This is a genomic window from Dokdonella sp. (assembly GCF_019634845.1).
GTDB lineage: Bacteria > Pseudomonadota > Gammaproteobacteria > Xanthomonadales > Rhodanobacteraceae > Dokdonella_A.
In genome coordinates this window covers 122,238-136,756 of the sequence record NZ_JAHCAQ010000003.1, presented here as the reverse complement: position 1 = coordinate 136,756, position 14,519 = coordinate 122,238, and the positions used below count along the sequence as shown (strand labels likewise).

13 protein-coding genes are annotated in these 14,519 nt (G+C 68.9%); 12 read left to right on the top strand and 1 reads right to left on the bottom strand.

What is annotated here, in order from left to right; all coding sequences use genetic code 11:
• Nucleotides 1-40 precede the first annotated feature (40 nt).
• From lolA to KF903_RS03240, 6 genes are all read left to right on the top strand, one after another.
• Nucleotides 41-691, top strand: a complete 651-nt coding sequence (gene lolA, locus KF903_RS03265; protein WP_291210915.1) for an outer membrane lipoprotein chaperone LolA — start codon at nucleotides 41-43, stop codon at nucleotides 689-691.
• A 133-nt stretch (nucleotides 692-824) separates the two neighbouring features.
• A complete protein-coding gene (locus KF903_RS03260) occupies nucleotides 825-1,004 on the top strand; it encodes a hypothetical protein (protein ID WP_291210913.1) in 180 nt (59 codons plus the stop codon).
• A 71-nt stretch (nucleotides 1,005-1,075) separates the two neighbouring features.
• A complete protein-coding gene (locus KF903_RS03255; RefSeq protein ID WP_291210910.1) occupies nucleotides 1,076-1,486 on the top strand; it encodes a ketosteroid isomerase-related protein in 411 nt (136 codons plus the stop codon).
• 127 nt (nucleotides 1,487-1,613) lie between these two features.
• A complete protein-coding gene (locus KF903_RS03250) occupies nucleotides 1,614-2,858 on the top strand; it encodes a TIGR03862 family flavoprotein (RefSeq protein WP_291210906.1) in 1,245 nt (414 codons plus the stop codon).
• Nucleotides 2,855-3,448, top strand: a complete 594-nt coding sequence (locus tag KF903_RS03245) for a GNAT family N-acetyltransferase (protein ID WP_291210902.1) — start codon at nucleotides 2,855-2,857, stop codon at nucleotides 3,446-3,448. Before KF903_RS03250 ends, KF903_RS03245 begins: the two co-directional genes overlap by 4 nt.
• A 2-nt stretch (nucleotides 3,449-3,450) precedes the next feature.
• Nucleotides 3,451-4,326, top strand: coding sequence for a nitrilase-related carbon-nitrogen hydrolase (locus tag KF903_RS03240; RefSeq protein WP_291211173.1), 876 nt, complete (start codon nucleotides 3,451-3,453; stop codon nucleotides 4,324-4,326).
• A gap of 19 nt (nucleotides 4,327-4,345) precedes the next feature.
• Here the strand turns inward: KF903_RS03240 and KF903_RS03235 are convergent, their stop codons facing one another.
• Entirely contained in the window at nucleotides 4,346-6,394 is a 2,049-nt protein-coding gene (locus KF903_RS03235; RefSeq protein ID WP_291210899.1) for a 3-hydroxyacyl-CoA dehydrogenase NAD-binding domain-containing protein, read from the bottom strand.
• Between the two features lie 79 nt (nucleotides 6,395-6,473).
• Between KF903_RS03235 and KF903_RS03230 the strand changes: the two genes are divergently transcribed.
• The 6 genes from KF903_RS03230 to lepA all read left to right on the top strand — a co-directional run bounded on the left by KF903_RS03230 (nucleotide 6,474) and on the right by lepA (nucleotide 14,441).
• Entirely contained in the window at nucleotides 6,474-6,962 is a 489-nt protein-coding gene (locus tag KF903_RS03230) for a hypothetical protein (protein WP_291210896.1), read from the top strand.
• Complete coding sequence (locus KF903_RS03225) at nucleotides 6,959-9,544, top strand: EAL domain-containing protein (protein ID WP_291210893.1); 2,586 nt, start codon at nucleotides 6,959-6,961, stop codon at nucleotides 9,542-9,544. Before KF903_RS03230 ends, KF903_RS03225 begins: the two co-directional genes overlap by 4 nt.
• Nucleotides 9,545-9,637: 93 nt before the next feature.
• The gene (rpoE, locus tag KF903_RS03220; protein WP_291210890.1) at nucleotides 9,638-10,231 is read left to right on the top strand and encodes an RNA polymerase sigma factor RpoE; all 594 of its coding nucleotides are present in this window, start codon (nucleotides 9,638-9,640) and stop codon (nucleotides 10,229-10,231) included.
• Nucleotides 10,228-10,866 (top strand): sigma-E factor negative regulatory protein, encoded by a 639-nt coding sequence (locus KF903_RS03215; protein WP_291210887.1) that lies wholly within the window; start codon nucleotides 10,228-10,230, stop codon nucleotides 10,864-10,866. Before rpoE ends, KF903_RS03215 begins: the two co-directional genes overlap by 4 nt.
• A gap of 165 nt (nucleotides 10,867-11,031) precedes the next feature.
• The gene (locus KF903_RS03210; protein WP_291210884.1) at nucleotides 11,032-12,474 is read left to right on the top strand and encodes a DegQ family serine endoprotease; all 1,443 of its coding nucleotides are present in this window, start codon (nucleotides 11,032-11,034) and stop codon (nucleotides 12,472-12,474) included.
• A gap of 176 nt (nucleotides 12,475-12,650) precedes the next feature.
• Nucleotides 12,651-14,441: a translation elongation factor 4 gene (gene lepA, locus KF903_RS03205; RefSeq protein ID WP_291210881.1), complete on the top strand. Its 1,791-nt coding sequence runs from the start codon at nucleotides 12,651-12,653 to the stop codon at nucleotides 14,439-14,441.
• Nucleotides 14,442-14,519 lie beyond the last annotated feature (78 nt).

The window sequence follows — 14,519 nt, the reverse complement described above, 5'->3', positions numbered from 1 at the left end:
GATAATCACCGTTCCGGTGGCAATGCGGATGGATGGGAACATGCGTGCAATGGTGGGGATGTTGGCGTTGCTGTTCGCGACGGGCGCGCTGGCGGCCGAACCGGCGCGGGCGCGTCTGGAGGCCTTCGCGCGCTCACTGCAGTCGATCAGCGGCTCGTTCGAGCAGAGCGTGACCGACGCCAACGGCCATCGCGGTGACGAGTCGCGCGGCACGCTTGCGCTGCAGGCACCACGCCAGATGCGTTGGCAGACCACGGCACCGTTCGAGCAGACGATCGTCGCCGACGGCAGCAAGGTCTGGGTCTACGAGCCCGACCTCGAGCAGGTGTCGGTGCGCAACCAGAGCGCGGCCGAGGCGCACAGCCCGCTGACCGTGCTCACCGATCTGGGCCAGCTCGACCAGCAGTTCAGCAGCAGCGAAGGCGGCACGCATGACGGACTGGTCTGGCTCAAGCTCGAGCCGCGCGCCAACGACGCCGAGTTCGCCAACGCGGAACTGGGGTTCGAAGGCGATCAACTGCGCCAGATGCGCTTCGCCGACCAGCTCGGCAACCAGACCCTGATCCGCTTTGGCGACTGGAAGCGCAACCCGACGCTGCCGGCCGGCACGTTCAAGTTCGTGCCGCCCAAGGGCGTCGATGTGGTCGGTGACGCCAAACCCGACGCGGAAGTGTTCCCGGTCAAGGACTGAGACCTCGCGCCGCGCGAGCGCGACGGCAGCGACTGACAACCGTCACCCGCGACCGCTGACGGTCGCGACTGCCGCGCCGCGCGGCGCTGCGCGAGCATGCCGGTGCACCTGTTTCGGTGCACGAGGAGCTGCCATGAACGTCGAACTGCCGGATAGCCCGGCCACGCGCACCACGCTCGAAAAATACCTGCCGGTACTGGCCGCCATTGCCATCGCCTGGCTGCTGGGCCGCGGGCTCAGGAGGTTGTTGTGGACCTGTTTCGGCCTGTACTGGGCGCTGCACTGGGTGCATCCCGAACGCTGGATCCACTGACGCGGCAAGCCGCCGGCGCAAGCACGGCGGCAGCGCGTACACTGCGCCATTTTCCTGGCAGGACGAAGGTGATGGCGCGAGACGATGCGCGGGCGCTGGTCGAGCACTACTACGCAGCGTTCAATCGCGGCGACTGGGCGGCGATGCTGGCCTGTCTCGCCGAGGATGTCGCGCACGACCTCAATCAGGGCGAGCGTGAAGTCGGGCGTGCGGCGTTTGCGGCCTTTCTCGCACGCATGGACCGCTGCTACGCCGAGCAGTTGCGCGACGTCGTCGTCGTCGCCTCTGACGACGGCACGCGCGCTGCCGCCGAGTACGTCGTGCACGGCCGCTACAAGGCGACCGACGAGGGCCTGCCGCCGGCCAGCGGACAAACCTACGTGCTGCCGGGCGGCGCCTTCTTCGCGATCGACGCCGGCCGCATCAGGCGCGTGAGCAACTACTACAACCTGCGGGACTGGCTGCGCCAGGTCGGCGCCTGATGATTGCTTTCGTTTCGACGGCGCGGGCCTTCCGCGGCGCGTGCGGTCATGGCCGGACGCTCCGGGCTGCCGGGTCGAATCGGGCTGCCACTGGCTGTCGAGTCGCCCCACGAAGCGGCGTTCAAGGATGAGCCCGAGAGTGCACGTCATCGGCGGTGGCCCGGCCGGCCTCATGGCGGCCGAGGTCGCGCGTGCGGCCGGCGCCGAGGTCGACCTGCACGACCGCATGGCTTCGCCCGGGCGCAAGCTCCTCATTGCCGGCAAGGGTGGCCTCAACCTGACCCATTCCGATCGGTTCGAGCTGTTCGTGACCCGCTATGGCGCGCGCCGCGCGCAGGTCGAGCGCTGGCTGCGCCACTTCGATGCCGACGCGCTGCGCGCTTGGGCGGCCGGGCTCGGCATCGAGACCTTCGTCGGCAGTTCGGGGCGCGTGTTTCCGCGCGATCTCAAGGCCGCGCCGCTATTGCGCGGCTGGTTACGGCGCCTGCGTGCGAGCGGCGTGCGCTTGCACGTCGGCCACGACTGGCGCGGCTGGCACGACGACGGCGCGCTGCGCTTCGCGACCGCGCATGGCGACATCGCGGTGCGCGCCGACGCCGTCGTGCTTGCGCTCGGCGGCGCGAGCTGGCCGGTACTCGGTTCGGACGGACGCTGGACGACGCTGCTCGGCGCTCGTGGTATCGACATCGCGCCGCTGCGGCCGTCGAACTGCGGCTTCGATGTCGCCTGGAGTGCGCCTTTCGCCCAGCGCCATGCCGGCGATCCGCTCAAGCCCGTCGTGCTCGAATGGACCACGGCGGACGCAACGACGCAGCGCCGGCAGGGCGAGTGTGTGGTCACGAGCACCGGCCTCGAAGGCAGCCTCGTCTATGCCTTCAGCGCCGCCTTGCGCGACGCGATCGACGCGCAAGGGCAGGCGAGGATCCAGCTTGACCTCATGCCCGACCGCAGCGTCGACAACCTCGTGCGCGCGCTTGCGCGCGACCCCGGCAAGCGCTCGCTGAGCGAACACTGGCGGCGCAGCCTCGGCCTCGCTGGCGCCAAGGCCGGCCTGCTGCGCGAAGTGCTCGACGCCGATGCGCTGCGCGACGCGGTGACTGTCGCGCAGACGCTCAAGGCGCTGCCGCTCACGCTGCTGCGCGCCCGCCCGGTCGAGGAAGCGATCAGCAGCGCCGGCGGCGTGCGCTTCGACGCGCTCGACGACGACCTCATGCTGCGCGCGCTGCCCGGCGTGTTCTGCGCCGGTGAGATGATCGACTGGGAGGCACCGACCGGTGGCTATCTGCTGACCGCCTGCTTCGCCAGCGGGCGGCTGGCCGGCGCCGCCGCCGCTGCCCATGCCGCGCAGGCGAGCGCAGGGGGAGCGACATGATCGAGCTGCGCACGTTCGTGGGCGGCGCGGTGCAGCCGCATCTCGATGCGGTGGCCGCGCTGCGCATCGCCGTGTTCCGGGACTGGCCCTACCTCTACGCCGGTGATGCCGCCTACGAACGCGAATACCTGGCCACCTATGCGCGCTCGCCGCGCAGCGTGTTCGTGCTCGCGTTCGATCGCGCGCGCGTGGTCGGCGCCTCGACCGGCATTCCGCTCGTCGACGAGATGGCGGCCATCCGCGAGCCATTCGCGACGCTGGCCGTGGCCGCGGATCGGATCTTCTACTGCGGCGAGTCGGTGCTGCTGGCCGACTACCGCGGCCGCGGTCTCGGCCATCGCTTCTTCGATGAACGCGAGGCGCACGCGCGGCGCCTGGGCGGCGTGACCCACGCGGCCTTCTGCAGCGTCGAACGCGATGCGGCCGACCCGCGTCGGGCGCCGGGATATCGCGGCAACGAGGCGTTCTGGCGCAAGCGCGGCTACGCTCCGCTGCCGGGCGTACGCTGCTCGCTCGATTGGCCCGAGGTGGAGCGCGGCTCGCTGCCGCATTGGCTGCAGTTCTGGTGGCGTGAACTGGAGGCGACATGAAACTGTGTGTGGCGGCGGCGCAATACACGATCGGCGAACCTGCCGATTTCGTCGCATTCGCCACTGGCGTGGCGGCCCAGGTCGCACACGCGGCCAAGCGCGGCGCACAGCTGGTGGTGTTGCCCGAGTACCTCGCGCTCGAGTCCGCCGCGATGCTCGCGCCCGACGTGCGCGACGATCTCGCGCGCTCGCTCGATGCGCTGCAGCCCTGCTGGGACGACTACCTGGCGTTGGCTCGCGAGGTGGCGCGGCGCCATGGCGTGCTGCTGCTGGCAGGCACGTTCCTGTTGCGCATGCCGTCCGGGCGCTACCGCAACCGCGCCCTGCTGGCGACGCCGGGCGGGCAGGTTGCGTTCCAGGACAAGCTCGCGCTGACGGGCTACGAGCGCGCCAGCGGCATCATCGAGCCGGGCGACGAACTCAAGGTGTTCGCCACCGACTGCGGGCGATTGGCGATCGACATCTGCTACGACGTCGAGTTTCCGCTCTACGCGCGCGCCCAGGCGCAGGCAGGGGCGCGGTTGCTGCTCGTGCCCAGTTGCACCGACACCGCCGCCGGAGCCAACCGCGTGCGCGTGGGCTGCCGGGCGCGAGCGCTCGAGAATCCGTTGTACGTGGCGTGCGCGGTGACGGCTGGCGAGGCGCCATGGAGTCCGGCGCTCGACAGCAACACCGGTGGCGCCGGCATCTACGCGCCGATCGATCGCGGTTTTCCCGCCGATGGCGTCGTCGCGCGCAGCGACGATGGCTGGGCGATCGCCACCCTCGATCTGGCCGCGTTCGACGCCCATGCCGGGCAGGCGCAGGTGGCGGTGGCGCGCGACTGGCCGGCGCAAACGCGACCGGCGGTCGAGCGCGCGCGCGTCGAGTCGCTGTGACCCGCGGCGAGCCGGCCGCTCAGGCCGGCGTGCGCAGCGCTGGCGCGTCCCAGCCCGGTCGCGGCTTGAAGCGCTCGCCGTAGCGGCGCGCGAGGTTTTCGAGGCGGGCCACCAGCGCATCGGCGCCGGTGTCGCGGATGTACTGGATCGGACCGCCGCGAAACGGTGCGAAGCCGGTGCCGAAGATGAGGCCGGCATCGAGCAGTTCGGCATCGTCGACCACGCCATCATGCAGGCAGGCCACGGCCTCGTTGATGAGCGGCAGGACGATGCGGTCCTCGAGGTCCTCGGGTGCGACGTAGTGTGGATCGACCGCTGGCTTGATCGCCTTGCCGTCCTGCCACTTGTAGAAGCCTTCGCCATCCTTCTTGCCGCGCTTGCCGTCCTTCGCCAGTTCGGCGATCGCAGCCGGAATCTCCAGACCGAGGAACGGCCCCAGTTCGGCGCCGACCGATGCCGCGACGTCGAGGCCGACGGTATCGGCGAGCTCGATCGGGCCCATCGGCATGCCGAAGCGCTTGGCCGCCTTGTCGATGACGGGCGCCGGCACGCCCTCGGCCAGTGCGCGCGCGGCCTCGAGCATGTAGGGCATCAGCGTGCGGTTGACGAGGAAGCCCGGCGTGCCGGCCACCGGCACCGGCAGCTTGTCGATCGCCTTGCAGAAGGCGAGCGCACGCCGCTCGCTGAGCGCGTCGAGGCGGTCATGGCGCACGATCTCGACCAGCGGCATCAGCGCCACCGGATTGAAGTAATGCAGACCCAGGAAGCGCCCCGGAACGCGCACCGCCTCGCGCAGCTGCGCGAGCGGGATGCTCGAGGTGTTGGTTGCAAGCAGCGCGCCGGCTGGCAGCTGCGCTTCGGCGCCGCGGTAGAGGTCTTCCTTGGCCTGGGCGTTTTCGTAGATCGCTTCGATCAGCAGGTCGGCGGCGGCCACGCCGTGGCCCTCGACATCGGCCTTGAGCCTTGCCAGTGCCGGGTTGATGCGATCGGGCGTCCGCAGCTTCTTGTCGAACAGGCTGCGGGCGCGATCGAGCGCGGGTTGCACGTACTTCATCTCGCGGTCCTGCAGCGTGACCTCGAAGCCGCGCAATGCGCACCAGGCCGCGATGTCGCCACCCATCACGCCGGCGCCGACCACGTGCACGCGCGCGATGTCGTGCGCGGCGCCGCCGGCCAGGCCCTTGAGCCGCTCCTGCAGGAAAAACACCCGGATGAGGTTGCGCGCCGTGGCCGTGGTGGCGAGCTTCGCCACCGCACGAGCCTCGTTGTGCAGGCGGCGGCGCAGGCTGCCGCCGCGGCGCCAGGTCTCGATCAGCGCGAACGGCGCCGGATACTGCTCCTTGCGCACCTTGGCCGCGGTCTGGCGGACGAGGATCGGCGCAAGGACCTGCCGCACCGGCCACAGGTTGCTGGCCCACGCCAGCAAACGCTGCTTGAGCGGCCGCGGTCGTGGATGGCGGATCAGCTCGCGCGCCGCATCGAGCAGCAGTTCGGGCGCCGCAAGCGCGTCGACGAGACCGATTGCGCGCGCATTTTCGGCCGACGCCGCGCGTCCGGTCAGCATGAACTCGAGCGCGGCCGGGGCGCCGATGAGATAGGGCAGGCGTGCCGAGCCACCCCAGCCCGGGAAGATGCCGAGCCGAACCTCGGGCAGGGCGATGCGCGTGGCCGGATCGCGCGCGGCCACGCGATGGCGGCAGGCCAGCGCGAGCTCGGTGCCGCCGCCCATGCAGACGCCATGGATCGCGGCGACGCTGGGACAGGGCAGGCTGGCCAGGCGCTGGTAGATGCGCTGGCCGTTCTCGAGCGCGTCCTGCACGGTGCCAGACTTCTCGAAACCCTCGAATTCCTTGATGTCGGCGCCGACGACGAAGCCGGCCTTGGCCGAACGCAGGATGATGCCGCGCGGTGGCTCGAACGACAGGCGCTCGACGATCTCGGCCAGCTCGTCGAGCACGGCGCGCGACATCGCATTGACCGTGCTGCCGGCACGGTCGAGGGTCAGGACGAGGATGCCATCACTGTCCTGGGACGTCTGCCAGTGTTGGAAACGCAGCCCTTCGAACATGGTCGGCTCCGTACGACGGCGTCGGGATCGCTATAATCCCGGCAAGCCGTGCATCGGGTCAATGCGGCCCGGAGGGCACGTGAGCGATTCCAAAGCCGATCTGTCGATCGTCCAGCAGTTGCTCGAGCGCATCGTGCAGTCGCCGCAGCACGTGATCGCGCTCGACAGCGACAATCCCGCCGACACACTCGCGCAGTTGCGCACGTTGGCGATCCGCGCCGGCACGTCGATCTATGCCTGGGATCCGGAAGGTGGCATCAGCCCGCTGCGCGAGGCGGGCCTGTACGTGCCGGGCACCAAGCGCCTGGCCGACGCGCTGCGCTATGTGCTGCAGAGTCTGCATTTCGGCGTGTACCTGTTCGTGGATTTCGCCGACTACCTGCGCCCCGCCGAGACGCTGTTCCTGCGCCGCATCTCGCGCCTGACGATGCGCAGCGAGCGCAAGGTCGTGTTCATGGGCGACAACGTCGTGCTGCCCGAGGAACTGGAAGGGGTCTACGGCCAGCTGTCGGCCCGCACCCAGGCGCCACAGCGCCTGCGCCTGCGCGACGGACGCTGGGTGCCATGAGCGCGACGTTGCCCACCAGCCAGGGGGCGGCACTGATCGTCGCCGCCGACCGCAGCGACCGCCGCGTGCTGTTCGACGTGCTCGACCAGCAGTCGTTCGAGGAAATCTACTCGGCCAAGGACATCGCCCAGGCGCGCGAATTCCTCGGTCCCGGCATCAGCATCGACCTGGCCGTGGTCGAGTTCGGCGGCAACCTGCGCGACGCGGTCGCGTTCTGCGCCGAACTGCAGGCCCAGTCAGGCCACGCCGTGCCGGTGATCGGCATCGTCGCCGGGCGCGGTCGGCAATGGACGGCCGGCGACCTGCCGGCCTGCGTCGTGGAGTGGCTGGCAAGCCCGATCCGCGCCAGCGACGTGCAGGCGCGGCTCGACATCGCGATGGCGCAGCGACCGGCAGTGGCACAGCGACCCGCGGCGCCGCCGGCGCCGGGCGACCAGTACCGCTTCGCCTTCGATGGCAGCCTCGACGAGCTGGCGCTGGTCGATCCGGCCAGCGGTCGCATCCTCGACGTCAACGATACCTTCGTGCGCCGCTCGGGTTATGCACGCACGCGCCTGATCGGCAGTCGCATCGACGGCTTCGATTTCGTGCTCGGCGCCGATCGGCGCGATGCGCTCGCGCAGCGCTTGGCCAGCGAGAGCAGTGTCGGCGTGCGCGCGCGCAAACCGCGCGCCGATGGCGGCACCTATCCGGTCGACGTCAACATCCGCAATGCGATGCACCAGGAACGCGTGGTGCTGTTCTACACCTTCCGCGAGATCGAGGAACTCAGTCGGCTGCAGGAGGCCATGGTGGCCTTGCTGCGCGTGGCACAGGGCGACGACCGTGACCGCGCCGAGGCGATCGTGCGCGGGATTGCCGAATGGCTTGGGCTCGACGTGGTGGTTGCAATCGAGACCGGCGTCGACAACGTGCCCGAGCCGAAGGCGGCGGCGGCCTACCATCGCTTCGAGATCGATGAGGGTGCCAGCGCGCGCTACGACGGCCTGCTGCGCCAGGTGCTGGCAGGCGAGGAGATCGTGCTCGGCCACGATGCCTGGGCCGCGCCGGCGATCGACCTGTCGCTGCGCGAGCGGCGCTTCGAGTGCGTGCTCGGCGTTCCGGTGCGCGGTGAACGACAGGACTGCGTCGGTGCGCTGCTGATGGCGCGGCGTGATCCAATGACCGTCGACATGGCGGTGCTGGCCGGCCTGCGCCTGTTCGGCCACGCGCTCGGCGCCGAGTTCGAATTGCGCCGGGCGCGCGAGCAGGGCCGCTCGGACGGCCTGCGCGATCCGCTGACGGGCCTGCCGAATCGGCTGCTGTTCAACGACCGTCTCAATTCGGCGATCGCCGAGGCGCACCGCGGCAGCGAGATGCTGGCCGTGATCTTCGTCGACGTCGATCGTTTCAAGACCATCAACGACTCGCTCGGCCACGCGGTGGGCGACCAGGTGCTGGTGGCGGTGGCGCGCCGCCTCAAGGCGACCGTGCGCGGCACCGACACGGTGGCGCGCTATGCCGGCGACGAGTTCACGCTGATCCTGCGCCACATCGTGCAGCGGGACGACGTGATGCGCATCGCCGAGAAGATCGTGCGGGCGATGGAGGTTCCGCTGCAGCTGGCTGACGGGCTGGAGCTGAGCATCACGACCTCGCTCGGCGTGAGTTTCTACCCCGATGATGCGACCGATGCCGAACGCCTGCTCAAGCAGGCCGATGTGGCGATGTATTCGGCCAAGGGCATGGGGCGCAACAATTTCCAGGCCTACGTGGCGGTGTCCGAGGAATCGCACCGCCAGCGCCTCGCGCTCGAGGCCAAGTTGCGCCAGGCCGAGCGCAACGGCGAATTGCGCGTGTTCTTCCAGCCCCAGGTCGACGCTCTCAGCGAGGACATCGTCGGCATGGAGGCGCTGCTGCGCTGGGAGCATCCCGAGCTGGGCATGATCAGCCCCGGCTTCTTCGTGCCGCTGGCCGAGGAAACCGGGCTCATCATCTCGATCGGCGAGTGGGTGCTGCAGGCGGCCTGCCGCGAGGCGCGACGTTGGCAGCAGGAGTACGGCGTCCGCCTGCGCCTGGGTGTCAACCTGTCGCCGCTGCAACTGCGCCAGCCGACCCTGGTGCGCACCGTGGAATCGGTACTGCAGCAGACCGGGCTCGAAGCACGCATGCTCGATCTGGAAGTGACCGAGAGCATCAGCGCCAAGAGCATCCCCAATCTCATCACCACGCTCAACGGCCTGCGCGAGCTCGGCTGCGGGGTGTCGCTCGACGACTTCGGCACCGGTCAGTCATCGCTCGACTACATCAAGCGCTTTCCGGCCGACAGCATCAAGATCGACCAGGCGTTCGTGCGCAACATCGGCCTGGATCCCGACGACGAGGCGATCGTGCGCGCGACACTGTCGATGGCGCATGATCTCAATTGCAAGGTGGTCGCCGAGGGAGTCGAGACCGAGGAGCATTTCCAGTTCCTGCGCAACGAAGGCTGCGATGTGCTGCAGGGCTTCCTGTTCTGCCGACCGCTGTCGGTGGCCAGCTTCGACAACCTGCTCAAGGAGCGCGCCCGGCTGCTTGGGGCCGGCACCCCGCAGCCCGTCTGAGCCGGCGCGGGGGTGGCAGCGAACTTTTCGGCGTGCGCATGGTCAAGGTGGCATGCACGCACGCGGCAACAATGACGAGGGAGTAGGCCCCGGATGGGCGAAAGCGATTTGGACAGGGCGCTCGTCGAGCGCGTGCAGAAAGGCGACAACCGGGCGTTCGACCTGCTGGTCAGGAAGTACCAGCACAAGCTCGTTGGCGTCATTTCGCGCTACATCAACGACTGGAGCGAATGCCAGGACGTCGCCCAGGAGGCGTTCCTGCGCGCGTATCGCGCCATCGGCTCGTTTCGCGGCGACGCCCAGTTTTATACCTGGATCTACCGTATCGCGATCAATACCGCCAAGAACCATCTCGTGTCGCAGGGCCGGCGCCCGCCCACCGAGGACATCGCGGTCGAGGATGCGGTGCAGTTCGACGGCGCCACGCGCCTGCACGAGTCGGCCACGCCCGAGCACGAGCTCATGCGCCAGGAAATTGAACAAACCGTGTTTGCCACGGTCGAAGCACTGCCCGAGGACCTGCGCACCGCGATCACGTTGCGCGAGGTCGAAGGCATGAGTTACGAGGAAATCGCTGCGGCGATGAACTGCCCGATCGGTACGGTCAGGTCGCGCATCTTCCGCGCCCGTGAAGCGATCGACGAAAAGCTGCGCCCCTTGTTGCCGGAAGGAAAGCAAGTGTCATGAACGAGCAGATCCGTGAGCAACTGTCCGCCCTGATGGACGGCGAGCTGGACGGCCACCAGGCCCGCTTCGTGCTGGCCCGCGCCGATGCCGATCTGGTGCAGCGCTGGGGGCGCTACCAGGTGGCGGCGCAGGTGTTGCGCCGTGAACCGCTGGCGCCGCTGCGCAGCGGGTTTGCCGATGCGGTGATGGCCGGCATCGCGCCATTGCCGCGGCGCCAGCCGATGGCGCAGCGCCTGCTGCGCTGGGGCGCCGGCGGTGCGCTGGCCGCCTCGGTCGCGGTGGCGGCACTGGTGGTGACGCGGCCAGCGGGTGAGGTTCCCGGCGCGGCGCAACCGACCTTGGTGCGCACGCCATCGTCACTGCAGGGTTCGGGCGCAATCGCGGTGGCGCCGGCGGCGGCGACCACGACCACGTTCGGCCATGGCCAGGTGGGCCCGCCCTTGCTGGTGCCCAACGCACCGCTCGATGCCGCCCCGGCCAGTTTCGGCATCGAAACCCTGCTGGTGCCGGCACTCGATCCACGCTGCGGTGCGGCCTGTGGCCGCCCCGCACAGCCGACCGCGACCGCGCCGTCGGTCCTGTTGCTGGCGCCAGCGGCTCGGCACGACGGCGACCCGGCTGCCGCCAGGCATTGAGCGGCGCCAGCCAGCCGACGCGCTGAAGCGTGGCTGACCGCGCCGCGAACCCGGACGCCGATCGCGCGTCCAACCCAAGTCTCCTCGCCCGCGCAGCGGCGCCTCGTCGCGCCGCACGGGCGGCGATGGACATTCGACAACAGACACAACGAGGCCAACATGACGATGAATCCACGAGCAAGCGTGTGGGTATGGCGAGGGCTGGTTGCGGCAGCGGTCTGGTGCAGCGGCGCCGCCGCGGTGCAGGCGGCCGAGCTGCCCGATTTCAGTCCGCTGGTCGAGAAATACGGCCCGGCGGTAGTCAACGTGCAGGCCACCGGCAACCCCGACAGCAGCGTCCAGCAGGGTCCCGACCAGCAGGATGTGCCGGAGATCTTCCGCCGCTTCTTCGGACCGCAGATGCCGATGCCGCGTGACCATGGCACGCGCGTGTCGATGGGCTCGGGCTTCATCATCTCCGCCGATGGATACGTGCTGACCAACAACCATGTCGTCGATGGCGCCGACCAGGTGACCGTGCGCCTGTCCGACCGGCGCGAGCTCGATGCCAAGGTGATCGGCACCGACGCCCAGTACGACATCGCCCTGCTCAAGCTCAACGCGTCGAACCTGCCGGTGGTCAGCGTCGGCGACTCCAAACTCGTCAAGGCCGGCCAGTGGGTGGTGGCGATCGGCTCGCCGTTCGGCTTCGACCATTCGGTCACCGCCGGCATCGTCAGTGCGGTCGGGCGCAACTTCGGCGGCGCCGACCAGCAGTACGTGCCCTTCATCCAGACCGACGTGCCGATCAATCGCGGCAATTCCGGCGGGCCGCTGTTCAACCTGCAGGGGCAGGTGATCGGCATCAATTCGCAGATCTTTTCCAACACCGGCGGTTTCATGGGAGTGTCGTTCGCGATCCCGATCGACATTGCGATGAACGCGGTCGAACAGATCAAGACGACGGGGCGGGTCAGCCGCGGCATGATCGGCGTGCAGATCCAGAACGTCGATCGTGAACAGGCCAAGGCGCTCGGTCTGCCGCGCATCGGCGGCGCACTCGTCAACCAGGTCACCCCCGGTGGCGCGGCCGACAAGGCCGGCGTGCAGGTCGGCGACGTGATCCTGGCTTTCGCCGGTCGTGACATCACGATGTCGGCCGATCTGCCGCCACTGGTGGGTTCGACCCGACCCGGCAGCAAGGCCGAGCTGTCGATCTGGCGCGAAGGCAAGACGCTGACCTTGCCGGTGACGGTCGGCGAACTGCCGGTCGACAAGGGCGCGCTGGCCAGTGCGCGTGGCGGCGCGGCGCCGGCCGCGGCGGCCGGCAACGCGCTCGGCATCGTGGTCGAGGATCTCAGCGGCGAGCAGCGCAAGGCACTGGGCATCACCGACAATCAGGGCGTCGTGGTGCAGCGGTTGGCCGGCAATCTCGCCCGGCGCAGCGCACTGATGCCGGGCGACGTCATCCTCATGGTCGGCCGCAAGCCCGTGAAGTCGGTCGCCGACTTCAACGCCAGCCTCAAGGGCGCCAAGCCCGGTGATGCCGTCATGTTGCTCGTGCGACGCAACGAACAGACCCAGTTCCTCGCGGTGACGGTGCCGAAGGACGCGCCCGCCAGCGAATAGTCTGCGCTGCGCATGCAGGCCGACGTGGTCGCCAGGCCACGTCGGCACTACCTGCCGGCGTCGCTCGATGTCGTTGCGCCGCGCCGCTCCAGCGCGCTGGCCGCACTTTTCGCTGGCGGCATGCGATAATCCCGCTTTTGCCGGGGCTCTTGCCACCGGGCAAGTCTCCGGTTCGCATGACCAATATCCGCAATTTTTCCATCATCGCCCACGTCGATCACGGCAAGTCCACGCTGGCCGACCGCATCATCCAGCTGTGCGGTGGCCTCACCGCGCGCGAGATGGAAGCGCAGGTGCTCGACAACAACCCGATCGAGCGCGAGCGTGGCATCACGATCAAGGCCCAATCGGTGTCGCTGCCATACAAGGCGCGTGACGGGCAGGTCTACCAGCTCAACTTCATCGATACGCCCGGCCACGTCGATTTCAGTTACGAGGTGAGCCGGTCGCTGGCCGCCTGCGAGGGCGCGCTGCTGGTGGTGGACGCGGCGCAGGGCGTCGAGGCGCAATCGGTGGCCAACTGCTACACGGCGGTCGAGCAGGGCCTGGAAGTCGTGCCGGTGCTCAACAAGATCGACTTGCCGACGGCCGACGTCGAGCGCGCCAAGGCCGAGATCGAGGCCGTGATCGGCATCGATGCCAGCGAGGCGATCGCGATCAGCGCCAAGACCGGGCAGAACGTCGAGGCGGTGCTGGAAGCGATCGTCGCCCGCATCCCGCCGCCACAGCCGGGCGCGACCGACAAGCTGCAAGCACTCATCATCGACTCGTGGTTCGACAACTACCTGGGCGTGGTGTCGCTGGTGCGCGTCATGCAGGGTGAAATCCGCCCGCGCGACAAGCTGCTGGTGATGTCGACCGGGCGCAGCCACGAGGTCGACCAGGTGGGCGTGTTCACGCCCAAGCGCGCGCCGCGCGAACGCCTCGGCATGGGCGAGGTCGGCTGGGTTACGGCCTCGATCAAGGACGTGCACGGGGCCCCGGTCGGCGACACGCTGACCCAGGCCCGCGACCCAGCGCCGGCACCGCTGCCGGGCTTCCAGAAGATGCAGCCGCGCGTGTTCGCGGGCCTGTTCCCGGTTGCCGCCGACGACTATCCCGCGCTGCGCGAGGCGCTCGAAAAGCTCAAGCTCAACGATGCCGCGCTGCATTTCGAGCCCGAGACCTCCGAGGCGATGGGCTTTGGCTTCCGCTGCGGCTTCCTCGGCCTGCTCCACATGGAAATCATCCAGGAGCGGCTTGAGCGCGAATATGACCTCGACCTCGTCACCACGGCGCCGACCGTGGTGTACGAAATCCTGCTCACCGACGGCAAACTGCTGTCACTCGACAATCCGGCCAAGCTGCCGCCGACCCAGAACGTCGAGGAGATCCGCGAGCCGATCATCGTCGCCAACATCCTCACGCCGCCCGATTACATCGGCAACGTGATCAAGCTGTGCGAGGAAAAACGCGGCACCCAGCGCTCGATCCACTATCTGGCCACCCAGGTGCAGATCAGTTACGAGCTCCCGCTGGCCGAGGTCGTGCTCGACTTCTTCGACAAGCTCAAGTCGGTGTCGCGCGGCTATGCCTCGATGGACTACCACTTCGAGCGCTTCCAGAGTGGCCCCTTCGTGCGCGTGGACATCCTCATCAATGGCGAGCGCGTCGACGCGCTGTCATTGATCCTGCACCGATCCAGCGCCGACCGCCGTGGCCGTGATCTGGTGGAGAAGATGCGCGAACTGATTCCGCGCCAGCAATTCGACGTGGCGATCCAGGCCGCGATCGGCGCCCAGGTCATCGCGCGCTCGACGGTCAAGGCGCTGCGCAAGAACGTGCTGGCCAAATGCTACGGCGGCGACGTCACGCGCAAGCGCAAGCTGTTGGAAAAGCAGAAGGAAGGCAAGAAGCGCATGAAGCAGGTCGGCAGCGTCGACATCCCGCAGGAAGCATTCCTGGCCGTATTGCAGATGGACAAGTGAGACCGCGGCGCGCAGGTACCACCGGGCGCGTTTGAGGCCGCGAACGCGTACCGCGACCCGGGTTCCGGCTCGGGCCGC

Coding starts and splice junctions, on each gene's coding strand:
- lolA (WP_291210915.1), top strand. CDS start 41: ATGCGTGCAATGGTGGGGATGTTGGCGTTGCTGTTCGCGACGGGCGCG.
- KF903_RS03260 (WP_291210913.1), top strand. CDS start 825: ATGAACGTCGAACTGCCGGATAGCCCGGCCACGCGCACCACGCTCGAA.
- KF903_RS03255 (WP_291210910.1), top strand. CDS start 1,076: ATGGCGCGAGACGATGCGCGGGCGCTGGTCGAGCACTACTACGCAGCG.
- KF903_RS03250 (WP_291210906.1), top strand. CDS start 1,614: ATGAGCCCGAGAGTGCACGTCATCGGCGGTGGCCCGGCCGGCCTCATG.
- KF903_RS03245 (WP_291210902.1), top strand. CDS start 2,855: ATGATCGAGCTGCGCACGTTCGTGGGCGGCGCGGTGCAGCCGCATCTC.
- KF903_RS03235 (WP_291210899.1), bottom strand. CDS start 6,394: ATGTTCGAAGGGCTGCGTTTCCAACACTGGCAGACGTCCCAGGACAGT.
- KF903_RS03225 (WP_291210893.1), top strand. CDS start 6,959: ATGAGCGCGACGTTGCCCACCAGCCAGGGGGCGGCACTGATCGTCGCC.
- rpoE (WP_291210890.1), top strand. CDS start 9,638: ATGGGCGAAAGCGATTTGGACAGGGCGCTCGTCGAGCGCGTGCAGAAA.
- KF903_RS03215 (WP_291210887.1), top strand. CDS start 10,228: ATGAACGAGCAGATCCGTGAGCAACTGTCCGCCCTGATGGACGGCGAG.
- KF903_RS03210 (WP_291210884.1), top strand. CDS start 11,032: ATGAATCCACGAGCAAGCGTGTGGGTATGGCGAGGGCTGGTTGCGGCA.
- lepA (WP_291210881.1), top strand. CDS start 12,651: ATGACCAATATCCGCAATTTTTCCATCATCGCCCACGTCGATCACGGC.